The following is a 17,385-nucleotide window of genomic DNA, read 5'->3' as shown; positions in this document are numbered from 1 at the left end:
CGCTTCCCCGTTGTCGCGGCGGCTTTGGGTTGGGGAGGTCGCCGCTCCCTGTGTACCGGACGGTTCCGTGAAGTGTCAGCGCAGGAGCAGGTCGGCCAGGGCGAAGGCGAAGAGGGCGACCGCTACGAAGCCGTTGGCGGTGAAGAACGCCCGGTTGACCTTGGAGAGGTCGTCCGGCCGCACGACCCAGTGCTCGTAGGCGAGCGCGACGGCGACGACCGCGAGGCCGGTCCAGTAGAGCCAGCCGAAGCCGGTCAGCACGCCGAACCAGGCGAAGGCCGCCCACGCGAGCACGTGGGTGACCGTGGAAGCGTGCAGTGCCGCCTTCACGCCCCACCGCGCCGGGGTGGAGTGGACGCCGATCTCGCGGTCGATCGCGGTGTCCTGGCAGGCGTAGATGAGGTCGAAGCCGCCGATCCACAGGCCCACGGCCGCACCGAGGACGATGGCCGGGCCCGAGCCTTCGAAGGTGCCCGTGACTGCGAGCCACGCGCCCACGGGCGCGACCATCTGGGCGAGGCCGAGGATCGCGTGCGGGTAGTTCGTGAAGCGCTTCGCGTACGGGTAGACGACGAGCGGGGCCACGGCCAGGGGGCTGAGCCACAGGCACAGCGGGTTGAGCAGCCCGGCCGAGACCAGGAGCGCGGCCAGGCTCACCGCGCAGCCGACGTAGGCGGTCGTGAGCGAGACGCGGCCCGTCACGAGTTCGCGCTTGGCGGTGCGCGGGTTGAGGGCGTCGATCTTGCGGTCGATGATCCGGTTCGCGGCCATCGCCAGGGTGCGGGCGCCGACCATCGCGACGGTCACGAGGACCAGGACCCACCATGAGAACGCGTCCTCGAGCACCATCACCGTGAGGGTGGAGAGGTACGCGAAGGGCAGCGCGAACACCGAGTGCTCGAACGCGACGAGTTTCAGGAAGTCCTTGACGTGGTTCGGTTTCGGGGTGTCAACGAGCACAGCGGTCACTCCAGTTCGGGGGAGGCGGGCGCAGCGGGCCGGAGGGCGGGCCTAGTCAAGTCCGTACTCCTTCCATCGGCGGTCGACCATGGCCTCCACCGCGGAGCTCATGCGCATCGCCTCGGGCCAGCCGCGCGTGTAGCCCTCCTCGGGCCACTTCGCGGTGGCGTCGATGCCGGCCTTCCCGCCCCAGAACTGGTGGTAGGAGGCGTGGTCGAGGTGGTCGACGGGGCCCTCGGTGAGGAGCAGGTCCCGCGAGTAGTCCACATTGCCCAGTGCGCGCCAGGCGACCTCGCGGTAGTCGTGCACGTCGCAGTCGGCGTCGACCACGACGATGAGCTTGGTGTGGCTCATCTGCTGGAGGCCCCAGATCGCGCTCATGACCTTCTGCGCCTGCTTCGGGTACTTCTTGTCGATCGAGACGATCACGCAGTTGTGGAAGACCCCGGCGGCCGGCATGTCGTAGTCGATGATCTCGGGGACCATGATCCGGATGAGCGGCAGGAAGATCCGCTCGGTCGCCTTGCCGAGCCCGTGGTCCTCCTGGGGCGGGGCCGAGGTGACGATGGTGTGGTAGATCGGCTTCTGCCGCATGGTCATCGCCTCGATGTGCATGACCGGGAACGGCTCCACCGGCGTGTAGAAGCCGGTGTGGTCGCCGAAGGGCCCCTCCGGCATCCGCTCGCCGGGCTCGGCCCAGCCTTCGAGGACGATCTGCGAGTTCGCCGGGACCTGGAGCGGGACGGTGAGGCAGTCGACCATCTCGACGCGCTCGCCGCGCAGGAACCCCGCGAACAGGTATTCGTCGATGTCCGGCGGGAGCGGGGCGGTGGCGGCGTAGGCCATCACGGGGTCGGGGCCGATCGCGATCGCGACGGGCAGGCGCTCGCCGCGCTTCTCGGCCTCGGCGTAGTGGGAGGTCGAGTTCTTGTGGATCTGCCAGTGGAGGCCGATCGAGCGCTCGGTGTGCTGCTGGAGGCGGTAGAGCCCGACGTTGCGCTTGCCGGTCTCGGGGTGCTTGGTGTGGGTGAGCCCGAAGTTGTGGAAGACACCGCCGTCGCCGGGCCAGACCTGGAGGCCCGGGAGCATGTTCAGGTCCACGTCGTCGCCGGTGAAGACCACTTCCTGGCACGGGGCCTTGCGGACCTTCTTGGGCGGCACGGACTTGAGTTGCATGAGCTTGCCGAGGCCGTCGCGGATGCCGGACCAGCCCACGGGCAGCTCGGGCTTGGCGAGGGCGCCGATGCGGTCGCCGATCTCGTTGAGCGAGTCCACGCCGAGGGCTTTCGCCATGCGCGCCTCGGTGCCGAAGAGGTTGATCGCCACGGGCATGGTGCTGCCGGAGGGGTTCTCGAAGAGCAGCGCGGGCCCGTCCTCGCGGATCACCCGCTGGGTGACCTCGGAGATCTCCAGGTGCGGGTCGACTTCGGCGGTGATGCGCCTGAGGTCGCCGTCCGCCTCGAGGGCGGCCAGGAACGCCTGCAGGTCTTCGTACGGGAACTTGGGTGCCACGGAGTTCATTCAACCACCCGGCCGCGGTCACATTCCCGGGCTCTACTTCGTCGTAGCACCGGTAGGGCTTGCGCCTGTGAAGTGGATTACGATACGCTACCGTATCGTTTCGTATAGGCGTAGGCTCGAGTCGACACCACGATACGACCGGGGTACGACAACCCCGGGCTTCGAACACCAGCGCGCCCCGGGCCGGAACCAGCCCGCCGCGCGCACGAGCCGCGGTCGGCGCCGCGGCGGCAACTTCACTCAGATGCACGCACTCGCGGCACTGCACAGAAACGGAAACCCTGTGAGCGACACCCGTTCCGAACCGACCCCTGCGGAGGTCGAGGACCAAGGCCACCCGCGCCGGTGGGCCATCCTCGGCGTCCTGGTCATCAGCCTCATCGTCGTCGTCCTCGACAACACCGTCCTGAACGTCGCCATGAAGACCCTGGCCGCGCCCGAGCCCGAAGGCGTCGGCGCCAGCCAGAGCGACCTGGCCTGGATGATCAACTCCTACACGCTGGTCTTCGCGGGCCTCCTGTTCGCCTCCGGCATCATCGGCGACCGCCTTGGCCGCAAGCGGATGCTCCTGGCGGGCCTCGTCGTCTTCGGCGTCGCCTCGCTGCTCTCGGCCTACTCGACCACGCCCGACCAGCTCATCTGGTACCGCGCCCTCATGGGCGCCGGCGCGGCGATCATGATGCCCTCGACGCTCTCGCTGCTGCGCAACGTGTTCTCCGCCAAGGAGTTCCCGAAGGCCCTCGGCATCTGGACCGGCGCCGTCGGCATCGGCGGGGCCATCGGCCCCATCGTCGGCGGCTCCCTGCTCGAGCACTTCTGGTGGGGCTCGGTCTTCCTCATCAACGTGCCGATCGTCATCTTCGGCATCATCGCGGTCGCCGTCCTCGCCCCCGAGTCCAAGGGCAGCCAGGCCAAGGCCGACTTCGTCGGCATGGCCCTGTCCATGATCGGCCTCGTCAGCCTCACCTACGGCATCATCGAAGCCGGCGACGCCGGCTCGTGGTCCGGCATCGAGGTCTGGGGCACCATCGCACTCGGCGTCCTCGTGCTCGTCGCGTTCGTCCTGTGGGAGAAGCGCATCCCGCACGCCTCCCTGGACATGAAGCTGTTCAAGAACACCCGCTTCTCGGCGTCCTCGGCCATCATCACCCTGACGTTCTTCGGGATGATGGGCCTGATGTTCTTCATGACCTTCTACCTGCAGCTCCTCAAGGGCTACACGCCGCTGGAGACCGGCCTGCTCTTCCTGCCGTTCGGCGCCTCGATGCTGGTCTTCGCGCCGCTGTCGAACACGCTCGTCCAGAAGTTCGGCGCCAAGGCCGTGGGCATCGTCGCCATGCTCCTGGTGATCACCAACTTCACGGTCACCGCCGTGGTCTTCGAGGCCGACACCTCCGTCTGGGTCGTCATCGTCCTGTTCCTCATCACCGGCGCCGGCATGGCCAACCTCATGCCGCCCGCGATGAACACGCTGATGTCCTCGGTCCCCAGGGAGAAGGCCGGCGTCGGATCGGCCCTGGCCAACACCCTGCGCCAGGTCGGCGGCGCGCTCGGCGTCGCCGTGCTCGGCACCGTCATGGCCCAGTCGTACCAGTCCCTGATGGGCGACGCCGCCCCGCAGCTCGACGCGGACGCCCGGGAGTCCTACGCGGCGACGTACGGCGTGCTCGAGAGCGGCGCCCTCCCGCCCGAGGCGGCCGGCGCCGTCCAGAGCGCCGCGGACGCTTCGTTCATCGACGCCCTGCACACCACCGCGTTCGCGGCGATCGCCGTGGCCGTCGTCGGACTCATCATCATCGCGCTGTTCTTCCCCGGCAGGCAGCGCCGCGAGACCGAGACCCCTGAGCAGGCCGCCGAGCCCGCCCTCGTCGAGGCCTAGGGGAGAATCGCACCATGCCTCCCGAGCTCAGCGAGACGCCGACCGTCCCGGACCATGCCGCCCCCGACCGCACCGTGACCGACGGTGCCGCCGAAGACGGCGCGACCCCCGACGGCGCCGCGGCCCCGGCCCCCAAGGGCCGGCCCCGCAGCGAGGCGGTCAGCCAGGCGATCCTGGAAGCCGCCCTCGACCTCATCGCCGAGCACGAGAACACCACCGATGTCAGCGTGGAGGCCATCGCGGAGCGCTCCGGCGTCTCCAAGGCCTCCATCTACCGGCGCTGGTCCTCCAAGGAGGAGATCATCGCCGCGGCGATGGAGTGCATCAAGGCCCCCCTCCCGGCCGAGATGCCGCGCACCTCGCTGCGCGACGACCTCGTCCACCTGGGGCACAGCATGGTCCGCACCTACGGGGAGCGGGACACGAAGGTCCTCAGATGCATGATGGTCGCCATGAAGGACCCGGAGTACAAGCGCCACCACGACCGGCTGGTCGAACGGCGGCGCAGGTTCGTGCGCGACACGCTCGCGTACTGGGCCGAGCGCGGCCAGGTGCGCCCTGACCTGGACCTGCACCTGGCGGTGGCGATGATCGTCAGCCCGATGCTGACGATCTACGTCTACGGCCACTACGCGGAGCTCCAGGCGCCCGACACCGTCGAGCAGATCGTCGACGCCCTCGTCGGCGGCATCGGCACTGCGCTCGCGTCCGGATAGCCGGAGCACCTCGCGGCAGGGCACCCGGTGCGAAAACGCCTCGCGGCCTTCACGATCCGCCGATCGTGAAGGCCGCGTCCGTTCCCCCCGGACCGGATATGACCGGGCCCCGCCGTCCCGCGGGGCCCGGTCACCGGAAGGAACCGAGGATCTGGTCTAGGGGCCCGGCTCACCGCCTCCCGGTGAGCCGGGCCAGTACTGCGTTACCGTCTGGCTTCGGCGCCAGGAGCTCCGCGCTGTGCTTCTCGGTTCGCGGAGCTCCAAGGCCGATTAGTTGACCGGCGGGTACGCGTTCTCGAGGAGCTCCGCGAACTGCTCGGAGGACCAGTGGCCCGAGAGCGGCATGTTGTCGCGGGCACCCGAGGGGTTGTTGCCGTTGCGGATGTTCCCGTCGTAGTCGGGGTCGCACATCTCGTCGAAGCCCTTGCCCTCGTTGTTCGGGATCTCCTCAGAGGCGCCGTCGGACTCGCCCGGGGGCTTGATCCAGACGTAGGCGTCGATCCAGGGCTCGGGGTCGGCCTGCGGCCGCTCGCCGAGACCGGCACCGGCCTGGTTGCACCAGTTGCCCTTCTGGTAGCGCTGGTCGATGCGGGACTCGTCGACGAAGGTCACCGGGTTGGTCGAGGTGGAGGTACCGGTGGGCCGGTAGTCGCCGCCCCAGCCGTTGCGGCTGGTGTCGATCAGCATGCCGATGTCCTCGTTGAAGCCGTTGTCGATCAGCTCCTCACGCATGGCCTCGGTGAAGTCCTTCTCGTTGTTGAAGTCGTTCCAGTCGACCCAAGGCAGGTTCGGGTTCTGGTTGAGCGCCTGGCCGCCGACGTTCTGGTTCACGGCCCAGTAGGGCTCCTCCAGCGCCGAGTAGTTGGCGGTGTTGGAGATGAAGCCGTGCACGTCGTCAGCGGTCATCCCGTTCTCGCCGATGAGCGAGCCGAAGAGCTCGGCCGCGGCGAAGAAGTTGTCGTACTGCGGGTTCGTGTCGCCCCAGCCGATCCAGCCGTGGTGGCCGGCGTCGATGTAGTTGTACGTGTTCGGCAGGGCGCCGAGCTCGGACGCGGCGTAGGAGACGCCGTCGACGTAGTTGCCGTTGTTCTTCATGACGTCGCAGTTGGGGACCGCGGTCGCCCTCGGCGTCACGTTGGTGACCAGGTTCGGCAGCGAGTCGATCTCGATGACGTTGACGATCCGCAGGTCGGCGTACTTGGCCTGGCCCTGGATCTCGACGATCGGGTCGATGTACTCGCTCTTGTACTCGGCGATCTCGGTCTGGCCCAGCTCGCCGTTGGAGGCGAGCGCGGCGCAGTCGCGGCCGGGCAGGTTGTAGATGACGATCTGGACGACGTCAGCGCCCTGCTCGAGGGCCTCGTCGAGGTGGTCCTCCAGGCCCATCGAGCCCGTGGTGGGGGAGCTGTTGCCGTAGATCGCGCTGGTGCGGTCGAGCCACACGCCCGTGGGCTCGTCGGCGACCGCGTCGCCGCCCGGCTCGGCCGCGGCCCGCGCGGACCACTGCGGGTTCACGTAGACCTGGGCGTCCCGGTACGGGTTGTCGACCTTGTCGCCGCCGCCGCCCGGGTCACCGGTGGTGGGGCCGTCGGTGGGCGTCGTCGAGGTGGGGGGCTCGGTCGGTCCGTTGCAGACGTCGCCATTCACCGTGAACCGGCCCGGAGTCGCAGAGGACCCGCTCCCGATGAATCCGAAGACCTCGCGGCTCTGGCCGGAGCCGATGCTGGCGTTCCAGCCGACGTCCTTGCCGGTGAAGCCGGTGCCGCTCTGGGTCCATCCGACGTTCCACGCGTTGGAGACCTTGGTGCCGGACGGGAAGTCCCACTTCACCTCCCAGCCGTTGATCGCTTCGTCGGCGGTGATGACGACGTTGGCCTGGAAGCCTCCGCCCCACGTGCTGACGACGTTGTAGTCGACTTCGCAGCCTTCTTCGGCGAGTGCCTGGTTCGCCGACGCAAAGGTCAGACCGGTGGCCGCGAGCGCACCGACGGCTACGCTCGTCAGCGCGAGTCTTCTTCTCCTTCGAGATACTTGCATGTGTCGATGTCCTTCGGGGTTGATTGGCCACGTCAAGCGGCCCGGAACGGGTGACCATCCAGGGAAGCGCTCCCAAGATGTGCATTGATAATCTCCGATATATTGATGGACTGTCAAGAGGTCCACCAGGAAAATTCGCACATCCGGCCCGATTGGCCAACGCTTTCGAAGGCGTTCGCCAGAACGGCAAGCGCTTGACTCAGTGAAAACGCTCCCGCGCGGAACCGTACGGGACCCTTAGAAAAACTTCCCGCCGCGGCCGCCTGTCGCACCCTGCCCCCATCATTGATTCGGGAGCGTCGCGCATGTCCGTTTTGCGGGCGCTCGCCCAGGCCCGGCCCGTTTCACGTACGCCGACGGCGGGGCCGCGCCATGTGCAGGCCCGCACCAGGTCCGGCCCGTTCGCCTACGCCAACGGCGGGACCGCGCCAAGTGCAGGCCCGCACCAGGTCCGGCCCGCTTCCCTTACGCCAACAGCGCCGCCGCGCCAGGCACAAGCCCCGCCGCCCGACACGCCTCACCTACGCCGACGGCGGGGCCGCGCGATGCGCGGCCCCGCCGTCTTCATGCGGGCGAAGTGCCGGTTCGCCCTCTACCTGCCCGAATCAGATTCGGCGGCGGCCCGGCACCATGCCTCGGGGAGTGCCGAGCCGCCCCAGTCCGTCAGCCGACCGGCGGGTAGGCGTTCGCGAGCAGCTCCGCGAACTGCTCACTCGACCAGTGGCCGGAGAGCGGCATCTCGCCGCGCGCCCCGCTCAGGTTGAACCCGTTGCGGATGTTGCCCTCGTAGGCCGGGTCGCACATCTCGTCGAAGCCCTTGCCCTCGTCGTTGTCGATCGGCTCCGAAGCGCCGTCCGACTCCCCGGGGGGCTTGATCCACACGTAGGCGTCGATGCCCGCCTCGGGCGCGACGGTCGGGCGCTCGCCGAGGCCCGCGCCGGCCTGGTTGCACCAGTTGCCCTTGTTGTGGCGCTGGTCGATCCGCGATTCGTCCACGAACGTCACCGGGTCGGTCGAAGAGGACGGGCCGGCGGGCCGGTCGGGCCCGCCCCAGCCGTTGCGGCTGGTGTCGATCAGCATGCCGATGTCCTCGTTGAAGCCGTTCATGACCAGCTCGTCGCGCAGCGCCGTCGAGAAGTCGATCTCACCGTTGTAGGCGTTCCAGTCGACCCACTTGACGTCGCCGTTCTGGTTGAGCGGCTTGCCGCCCACCGACTGGTCGACCGTCCAGTGCGGCTCTTCCAGCGCCGAGAAGTTCGCGGTGTTGGTGATGAAGCCGTGCACGTGGTCGGCGGTCATCCCGTTCACGCCGATGAGCTCGCCGTACTGCGCCGCGGAGGCGTGGAAGTTGTCGTACTGCGGGTCGTCGTTCGTCCACCCGATCCACCCGTGGTGGCCCACGTCCAGGTAGTTGTAGGTGTTGGGCAGCGCGCCGAGCTCGGCCGCCGCGTACGAGACGCCGTCGACGTAGTTGCCGTTGGCCTTCATCGTGTCGCAGTTCGGGGTCGCGGTCGCCCGCGGCGAGACGTTGGTGACCAGGTTCGGCAGCGAGTCGACCTCGATCACGTTGACGATCCGCAGGCCGGCGTAGGCCGGGTCGCCCTGGATCGCGACGATCGGGTCGATGTACTCGTTCTTGTACCGGTCGATCTCATCGGCCTTCAACTCGCCGTTGGAGGCGAGCGCCGCGCAGTCGCGGCCCGGCAGGTTGTAGATCACGAACTGGATGACGTCCGCGCCCTGCGCCACCGCCTCGTCCAGATGGTCCTTCACGCCCATCGAGCCGGTGGTGGGGGAGCCGTTGCCCTCGATGGCGCTGATCCGGTCGATCCACACGCCGGTGGCCTGGTCGGCGATGGCCTCGCCGCCCGGCTCGGCCGCGGCGTTCGCGGCCCAGATCGGGTTGACGTAGACCTGCGCGCCCTCGTACGGGTTGTCGACCTTCGCCTGGGCGGCGTCCTGCTCCTGCGCGCCGGCGCTGGTCAGCGCCGCGGTGCTCACGGTGGCTGCGGCGAGCGCCGCCGCGGCCAGGGCGCCGAGGCGCTGCTTCCTTCGACTGAGTGTCATGTGCCTTCCCTCGATTGATAGTCGGGCTTGACGGCGGCGGGTGAGCACGGCTTCGCGCTCGCAGACCGGCCGCTCGGTCGGGAGCGGCTCCGCGGGTACCGGGTGGACACGGAAGCGCTCCCAAACTTCACATCGAAGTTTGCCTATGTCTCACTGTGATGTCAAGAGTCTCGATACCGGAGAATCCAGAATTTTCCCATTGGCGGCATGTATGGCGACTCAGTGTATTCGTCCGACTTCAAAAAGTGAACAAATGCCCTTAATGGAACAAATAGGCTCCACTTTGGATTCACGAGCCTCCGGGCAGCGAAAAACCCGCACCGCCGCTTGCTGCTGCAAGCGGCGGTGCGGGCTTCGGTGCTCCGTAGCGCTTCGGGCCCGAACATGCGAAAAGCCGGTACCGGGCGCGTCCTTCCTCGGCCGTGTGCGGACGTGGGGCGCTGCGCGGGACCGGCTTGTGCCGGACGGTCGTTCAGTTCACGGATTCGCGGCCGCTGTGGCGCCCGCGGGTGCGGCTGGGCCTGCGGTTACTGGGCGTTCCCGGACTCGAAAGTGGTCTGAGCTCCGGCGTCGCCCTCGAGCAGCGCCCGCACTTCCGACTCGCGGAACCGACGGTGCCCGCCCGGTGTGCGTATGCTCCCGATCCGGCCTGCGGCGGCCCAGCGCGTCACGGTCTTGGGATCGACCCGGAACAGCGTGGCCACTTCGCCAGGTGTGAGTAGGCGGTCCTCGGTCTCCATGATTTCTTCCTCCCCGTGATGAAGACTCACTTCGTGCGTTAAACCCATTACACCACTATTCAGTCAAACCTGCCATGAGTTCTTGGACATACTTTCGGCTGGTAGGTATTGCCTGAAAGTACCACGCGTATGTCAACGGCGCTCTGAGCTGAATCTGACGCTCTAGGAGTTCGCGGGTATGAGGTAGGCAGAGGGCGCAAGTGGCAACTCTGGTTATCCTCGACAAGTGGACGAGATCGACCAGACCATCGTGAACCTCTTGCGCTCCGACGGGCGCACCTCCTACGCCGAACTGGCGCGGCGGGTCGGTCTCACCGCGCCCTCCGTTCAGGACCGCGTGACCAAACTCGAGAAGAGCGGCGTCATCACCGGCTACAAGGCCGTGATCGACTCCGAGGCCATCGGGCTCGGGATCACCGCGCTCATCGGCATCATCCCCGACAACGCGGCCGATCACCGCGACATCTGCGAACGGCTGCGCGCCATTCCGCAGATCGAATCGTGTTATTTCCTCGCCGGCGTCGAGTGCTATCAACTCAAGGTGCGGGTGCCCAAGATGGGCGATCTGGAACGGCTGATCCATCGCGTGGGCGCGATTCCCGGTGTGGCGCAGACGCGCACCACCATCACGCTCTCGACCAAGTGGGAGGACCGGCCGCAGCCCGTCCCCTTCGAGCAGGCCGACTGAAATGCGCATCGTCGACCGGGCGCGGGATCGGCGCTGGACCGACTGGGCCATCACCACAGTGGAGGCTGACGCGAACCGCTCGGCCGACACCCACCTGCTGCCGTTCCCGCTGCCGGGGGACTGGGGCGTCGACCTGTACCTCAAGGACGAGTCGACCCACCCGACCGGCTCGCTCAAGCACCGGCTCGCGCGCTCGCTGTTCCTGTACGCGATCTGCAACGGCTGGATCGACGAGGGCACGCCCGTGATCGAGGCCTCGAGCGGTTCGACCGCGGTCAGCGAGGCGTACTTCGCGCGGATGCTCGGGCTGCCGTTCACCGCCGTGATGCCGCATTCGACGAGCGCCTCCAAGATCGCGCTCATCGAGTCCTACGGCGGGAAGGCGCACCTGGTGCGCGAGGCCGGCGAGGTGTGCGCCGAGGCCGAGCGGCTCGCCGCCGAGACCGGCGGGCACTTCATGGACCAGTTCACGTACGCCGAGCGGGCCACGGACTGGCGCGGCAACAACAACATCGCCGAGAGCATCTTCGAGCAGATGCGCCTGGAGCGGCACCCGGTGCCGGCCTGGGTCGTGGTCGGCGCGGGCACGGGCGGGACCTCGGCGACCATCGGGCGGTACGTGCGGTTCCGCAAGCACGCCACGAACCTGTGCGTGGTCGACCCCGAGCACTCGGCGTTCTTCGACGGGTGGCGCGAGGGCGACCCGGAGGCGACCTCCGAGCGCGGTTCCCGGATCGAGGGGATCGGGCGGCCGAAGGTGGAGCCCTCGTTCGTCCCCGAGCTCGTCGACCGCATGGTGAAAGTGGACGACGCCGAGTCGATCGCCTGCGTGCGCTGGGCCTCCGAACGGCTGGGGCGCCGCCTCGGCGGCTCGACCGGCACGAACCTCGTCGCGGCGCTGTCGATCATCGCGGAGATGCGCGAGGCCGGGCGCGGCGGCAGCATCGTGACGCTGCTGTGCGACTCGGGCCTGCGGTACGGCGGCACCTACTTCGACGACGAGTGGGTCGCGGCCCAGGGCATGGACCTCGACGTCGCGGCGGCGAGGCTCGCCCCGCTGCTGCCCGCCTGACGGCCGGATTCGAAGCTCGCGCCCGACCCGACCGCCCGCCTGCCCGCCTGACGGCCGGCTCCGAAACTCCCGCCCGACCCGACCGCCCGCCTGCCCGGACGCTCCCCTCGGCCTGACGATCGGCTCCGGCGCTTGGGGTGCCCGATCGTCCAGCGGCGGGGCGAAGCGTCCCCGCCCGACCGCTCGCCCGGCGGATCCGACCGCTCGCCGGGCCAGGCCTACCGCTCGTCCGACCGCAGTCCCCGTGCCACTTGTGGCGAAAACCCGCCCAGGGTTACGATTCCCGCCAAGCAAATCGAGGATTGCGAGTATATGGATTCCCTCGCGCGCCCGGCACCGCCGGGGGAGCCGCATCCGACCGATCCGCCGCAGCATTGAATCGTTTCAGCAAAGAACCTTGCGCGAAGCCTCCTGCACGAAGCGCCCCGCGCCCTCCGACAGGTCCCTCCTCACCGGGCCGCGGCACGGCCCGACCTCCCACTACTGGAGCGCACACATGACAAACGCACACTCGAACCCGTTCAGCGCCAAGCTCTCCCGGCGCAACCTCGGTCTCCTCGCAGGGATCGGCGCCGGCGCCGCCGCGGGCGGATTCCTCGGTGCGGGCGCCGCGAACGCGGCCTTCACCCCTGGGACCTGGTACCTCCTGCAGTCCCGCCTCTCCGGCCACGTCCTGGACCTCGGCGCCTCGACCGCCGACGGCGCCAAGCTCCTCCAGCAGACCCGGACGGACGCCGCCCAGCAGCAGTTCCGCTTCGTCGACGCCGGCGGCGGCTACTACAAGATCCAGGCCCGCCACTCCAGCAAGGTCCTCGACGTCTACGCCAAGTCCACCGCCAACGGCGCCGACATCGTCCAGTGGACCGACAACGGCGGCACCAACCAGCAGTGGCAGATCCTCGACGACGGGACCTACCTGCGCTTCGTCAACCGCCACTCCGGCAAGGCCCTCGACGTCTTCGAGCGGTCGACCGCCGCGGGCGCCCGCATCGCCCAGTACGACTCGAACGGCGGCACGAACCAGCAGTTCCGGGCCCTCCCGGTCGGCACCGCGCCGGAGGGCAACCCGACGATCTACATCGCCTCGGACTCCACCGCCCAGACCTACAACTCCTCGTCCTACCCGATGAGCGGCTGGGGCCAGAAGCTCGGGGCGTACTTCGACGCGAACACGACGATCGCCAACCACGCGATCGGCGGGCGCTCCTCGCGCTCGTTCATCGAGCAGGGCCGCCTCACCACGATCCTCAACGCGATCAAGCCGGGCGACTACCTCTTCGTCCAGTTCGGGCACAACGACGCCAGCACCGGCAACCCCGAGCGGTACACCTCGCCCGCGGACTACAAGCGGTACCTGCGCGACAACTACATGGCCGGAGCGACGGCCAGGGGCGCGACCCCGGTGCTGCTCACGCCGGTCAACCGCCTCGACTACAACTCGTCCACCGGCCGGTTCAACGAGTCGTTCGGGACCTACGCCGCCAAGGTCCACGAGCTGGTGGCCGAGACCGGCGTCGCCATGATCGACCTGGGGGCGCGCTCGCGCACCTACCTGAACTCGATCGGCTACGACCGGGCCCGCTGGGAGGTCTTCATGCACCTGCGGTCCGGGCAGTACCCGAACTACCCGAACGGGCTCGCCGACTCGACCCACTTCCAGGACAACGGCGCGAACCAGATGGCGCGCCTGGTCTCCGAAGGCGCCAAGGCGCTCCCGCTGCCGATCGCGGGACACGTCCGCTGATTGACTCGTGGCACATGCCCGACAAGTCGGGCATGTGCCACGAGTCCCGGGACCCTCCGCGATCCTGCCGTGTCTCATTACGTATCGACATGTATTGACTTTTCTGCATCCGCTCGGTACCGTCCCCTTCTAGAAATCGCTTGCCAGGCAACCGTCCTCGGAATTGAAACGATTCATATCCGTATGCCCGGTGAGCCCCCTCCTCCTCATCACTACGGAAGTGAACATGACTCCTCCTCCCTCCCGATGGCGGCGCGCCCTCGCGGTCGCCGCCGCCGGGGCCACCGCGGTCGCGGGCGTCCTCGCCGCGGGCGCGCCCGCGCAGGCCCAGGACGACGGCATCACCGTCTACCTCGCCTCCGACTCCACCGTCCAGACCTACGACCCTTACTGGGAGCCGCAGGCCGGCTGGGGCCAGGTCATCGACCGGTACTTCGACGAGAACGTCGAGATCGCGAACCACGCGATCGGCGGGCGCTCCTCGCGGTCCTTCATCGAGCAGGGCCGCCTCGACGCGATCCTGAACGAGATCCAGCCGGGCGACTACCTCTTCGTCCAGTTCGGGCACAACGACGCGACCGCCTCGGTCCCCGAGCGGTACACCTCGCCCGACGACTACAAGATGTACCTGCGCGACCACTACATCGCGGGCGCGATCGCGAAGGGCGCCGTCCCGGTGCTCGTCACCCCCGTCTCGCGCCGCAGCTTCAACGCCGAGACCGGCGAGTTCAACGTGTCCTTCGGCGACTACGTGAACAAGGTCCACGAGCTCCACGAGGAGACCGGCGTCGCCGTGGTCGACCTCTCGGCCTCCTCGCGCGCCTACCTCAACGAGATCGGCCCCGAGGAAGCGAAGTCGGTGTTCCTGCACGTCCCGGCCGGGGTCTACCCGAACCGGCCGAACGGCACCGCCGACGACACGCACTTCCAGGAGTACGGCGCCATCCAGATGGCCCGCCTGGTCGCCGAGGAGACCGCCACCCTGGGACTCCCGCTCTCCGAGCACGTCGTCGACATCGCGCCCCCGGCGAACACGCCCGCCGCACCGACCGGCCTCAAGGCCGCCACTGTGGCGAACGCGAGCGTGACCCTCAACTGGGACACCGCCGACGACGCCGACATCTACCGCGTGTTCGTGCGCGAGCCCGGCGCCGAATGGCGTCTCGGCTCCACGGCCACCGTGGGCGTCGGCCGCGTCTCCGGCCTCAAGGAGGACACGGCCTACGAGTTCGCCGTCGCGGGCGTCAACGGCAAGGGCGAGGGCGCGAAGTCCTCCGCGCTCACGGTCACGACCGCCACCGCCGGGTTCAAGTACGACTTCGGCCCCGCCTCGCAGACCGTCGCGCCCGGGTACACCGAGGTCAACCGCGGCACCGCTTACACCGCGGAGCTCGGCTACGGCTTCACCACCGACATGACGACCGCGATCGACCGCGACCGCGGCGTCGCCGCCGACCCGCTCGGCTCCGACTTCGTGGCCTGGTTCGGCGGCTCCTACGACTTCGCCGTCGACGTCGCCGACGGCCTCTACACCGCCCGCGTCATCACCGGCGACTACGTGGGCTCGGCCCGCGCGAACGTGAAGTTCGAAGGCGTCGACTTCGGCGCGGCCAACGCCGCCTCGAGGGCGATCCTCACCAAGGACTTCGAGGGCATCACCGTCGAGGACGGCCAGCTCAACCTCACCATCTCCGGCCAGACCGGCCACCTCAACGGCCTCGAGCTGACCCGCATCGGGGACGTGCCCGGCGGCGGCGGGGAAGGCCCTGCAGAGCCGTGCACCGAGTGCGCCGAGCAGATCGAGAGCCTCGACCGCGCCCCGGTCGCCGTCGGCGTCGAAGGCGGGAACTTCCTGAGCTGGCGCAGCCTCGCGCTGGACCCGGAGGGCCTCGCGTTCAACGTCTACCGCGACGGCCGGCTCATCACGCCCGAGCCGACGCAGCTGACCAACCTCACCGACCAGGGCGGCACCCCGAACGCGACCTACTGGATCGCCACGGTGTCCGAAGGCGTCGAGACCGGGTACACCAAGGCCTTCGAGGTCTGGGACGACCAGTACATCGACATCGACATGGAGCGCCCCGAAGGCGGCACCACCCCGGACGGCGTCGCCTACACGTACGCCCCGAACGACGCCACGGTCGCCGATGTGGACGGCGACGGCGTCTACGAGATCATCCAGAAGTGGGACCCCTCCAACGCGAAGGACAACTCCCGGAGCGGCTACACCGGGAACGTCTACGTCGACGCGTACACCCTCAGCGGTGAGCGCCTGTGGCGCATCGACCTCGGGCGCAACATCCGCGCCGGGGCGCACTACACGCAGCTCGTCGCCTACGACCTCGACTCCGACGGCAAGGCCGAAGTGGCCCTCAAGACCGCCGACGGCACCGTGGACGGCGAAGGGACCGTGATCGGCGACGCCGCCGCGGACTACCGCGGCACCGACGGCCGCATCCTGCAGGGCCCGGAGTTCCTCACGGTCTTCAACGGCCAGACCGGCGCCGCGATGGAGACCGCCGACTGGGCGCCCGCGCGCGGCGACATCTGCTCTTGGGGCGACTGCTACGGCAACCGCGGCGACCGCCTCATGCTCGCCGTGGCCTACCTCGACGGCGTGCACCCGTCGCTGATCACCAACCGCGGCATCTACGCCAAGAGCGAGGTCACCGCCTGGAACTGGGACGGCGACAACCTGCCGCAGCTGTGGACCTTCAGCTCCGACCGCTGGGGCGGCAAGTACGCGGGCCAGGGCAACCACCAGATGTCCATCGCCGATGTGGACGCGGACGGGCGCGACGAGATCGTGTTCGGCGCCATGACCATCGACGATGACGGGACGCCGCTGTACTCGACGGGCCTGGGCCACGGCGACGCGCTGCACGTCTCGGACTTCGACCCGTCCAACGAGGGCCTGGAGATCTTCAGCCCCTTCGAGTGCATGAGCTGTTCGGGCAACAAGGCCGGCGCGTTCCGCGACGCCGACACCGCCGAAGTGCTCTGGTCGATCCCGGGCACCCGGGACACCGGCCGCGGCACCTGCGGCGACATCGACCCGAACTACGCGGGCGCCGAATGCTGGGCCGCGAGCACCACGGGCGCCTGGAACTCGCGCGAAGGCGAGCTCCACGCGGCCGACGGCACCCTGATCGGGAACGCCATCCCGTCCGCGAACTCGATGGTCTGGTGGGACGGCGACCTCGGCCGCGAGATCTTCGACCACGAGTTCAACGAGCCCGACTACGTCCCGGTCTACCCGTTCATCGCCGAATGGGACTACGAGACCGGCACCCAGGAGGAGATCTTCACTCCTGAAGGGGTGGACACGAACAACGGCACCAAGGGCAACGCGGTCCTCACCGGCGACCTGCTCGGGGACTGGCGCGAGGAGGTGGTCCTGCGCAAGGAGTCGAACGACGGCGTGCGCCTGTTCACCACCACGATCGCCTCGGACCACGCGCTGCCGACGCTGATGAACGACCCGCAGTACCGCCTCGCCGTGTCGTGGCAGAACGTCTCGTACAACCAGCCGCCGTGGCCGAGCTTCTTCCTCGGCTTCGACATGGCCGCCCCCGAATGGGAGACGGTCACCTCGGGCCCGGTCCGCGACAGCGCCGCGGCGCCGTACGCGGCCGCGAACTGCCGGGTCGAGTACCGCGTGGCGGCCGACTGGGGCGACGGCTTCGTCGTCCAGGTCAAGGTCACCAACACCGGTGAGGCCCCGATCGAGGAGTTCGACCTCGCCTGGAAGTCCGGCGGCGTCACCTCGGTCGAGCACGACTGGGGCGGCACCATTGCGCTCGACGGGGACGCGATGGCGGCCGACCCGGCCTTCTGGAACTTCCCCCTGAGGCCGGGCCAGACCAAGCAGATCGGCTACCAGGGCACCGGCGACCCGCACGACCCGGGCATGTTCCTCATGAACGGCCAGGTCTGCGCCACCGCTTAACTGCAAGGGATC

General features: G+C 68.8%; 11 protein-coding genes. 6 read left to right on the top strand and 5 right to left on the bottom strand.

The genetic code is table 11. From position 1 onward, the window contains the following. Positions 1-75: 75 nt before the first annotated feature. Positions 76-969, bottom strand: a complete 894-nt coding sequence (gene mqnP, locus QWI33_RS11670; RefSeq protein ID WP_353895449.1) for a menaquinone biosynthesis prenyltransferase MqnP — start codon at positions 967-969, stop codon at positions 76-78. 42 nt (positions 970-1,011) lie between these two features. Then, positions 1,012-2,472, bottom strand: coding sequence for a menaquinone biosynthesis decarboxylase (locus tag QWI33_RS11665; RefSeq protein ID WP_289957321.1), 1,461 nt, complete (start codon positions 2,470-2,472; stop codon positions 1,012-1,014). Between the two features lie 253 nt (positions 2,473-2,725). Between QWI33_RS11665 and QWI33_RS11660 the strand changes: the two genes are divergently transcribed. Next, a complete protein-coding gene (locus tag QWI33_RS11660) occupies positions 2,726-4,360 on the top strand; it encodes an MFS transporter (protein WP_435367574.1) in 1,635 nt (544 codons plus the stop codon). Between the two features lie 14 nt (positions 4,361-4,374). Continuing rightward, positions 4,375-5,076 (top strand): TetR/AcrR family transcriptional regulator C-terminal ligand-binding domain-containing protein, encoded by a 702-nt coding sequence (locus tag QWI33_RS11655; protein WP_289957319.1) that lies wholly within the window; start codon positions 4,375-4,377, stop codon positions 5,074-5,076. Between the two features lie 270 nt (positions 5,077-5,346). Here the strand turns inward: QWI33_RS11655 and QWI33_RS11650 are convergent, their stop codons facing one another. From QWI33_RS11650 to QWI33_RS11640, 3 genes are all read right to left on the bottom strand, one after another. After that, complete coding sequence (locus QWI33_RS11650) at positions 5,347-7,113, bottom strand: glycoside hydrolase family 6 protein (protein ID WP_289957318.1); 1,767 nt, start codon at positions 7,111-7,113, stop codon at positions 5,347-5,349. 663 nt (positions 7,114-7,776) lie between these two features. Next, positions 7,777-9,228 carry a glycoside hydrolase family 6 protein gene (locus QWI33_RS11645; RefSeq protein ID WP_435367573.1) on the bottom strand — a complete coding sequence of 484 codons (1,452 nt, stop codon included), beginning with the start codon at positions 9,226-9,228 and terminating at the stop codon, positions 7,777-7,779. 479 nt (positions 9,229-9,707) lie between these two features. Continuing rightward, on the bottom strand, positions 9,708-9,920 hold the full coding sequence (locus QWI33_RS11640; protein ID WP_289957316.1) for a BldC family transcriptional regulator: 213 nt from the start codon (positions 9,918-9,920) through the stop codon (positions 9,708-9,710). Between the two features lie 226 nt (positions 9,921-10,146). On the opposite strand from QWI33_RS11640, the gene QWI33_RS11635 reads away from it, so the two are divergent. The 4 genes from QWI33_RS11635 to QWI33_RS11620 all read left to right on the top strand — a co-directional run bounded on the left by QWI33_RS11635 (position 10,147) and on the right by QWI33_RS11620 (position 17,373). Beyond that, positions 10,147-10,608, top strand: coding sequence for an Lrp/AsnC family transcriptional regulator (locus tag QWI33_RS11635; RefSeq protein WP_289957315.1), 462 nt, complete (start codon positions 10,147-10,149; stop codon positions 10,606-10,608). A gap of 1 nt (position 10,609) precedes the next feature. Further along, a complete protein-coding gene (gene cds1 / locus QWI33_RS11630; RefSeq protein ID WP_289957314.1) occupies positions 10,610-11,680 on the top strand; it encodes an L-cysteine desulfhydrase Cds1 in 1,071 nt (356 codons plus the stop codon). A gap of 496 nt (positions 11,681-12,176) precedes the next feature. After that, the gene (locus QWI33_RS11625) at positions 12,177-13,424 is read left to right on the top strand and encodes an RICIN domain-containing protein (RefSeq protein ID WP_289957313.1); all 1,248 of its coding nucleotides are present in this window, start codon (positions 12,177-12,179) and stop codon (positions 13,422-13,424) included. 226 nt (positions 13,425-13,650) lie between these two features. Further along, positions 13,651-17,373 (top strand): rhamnogalacturonan lyase family protein, encoded by a 3,723-nt coding sequence (locus QWI33_RS11620; RefSeq protein ID WP_289957312.1) that lies wholly within the window; start codon positions 13,651-13,653, stop codon positions 17,371-17,373. Positions 17,374-17,385 lie beyond the last annotated feature (12 nt).

The organism is Glycomyces tritici (genome assembly GCF_030403505.1).
Note: the sequence above shows the minus strand (reverse complement) of the source record. Positions and strands in the feature narration are given on the sequence as shown.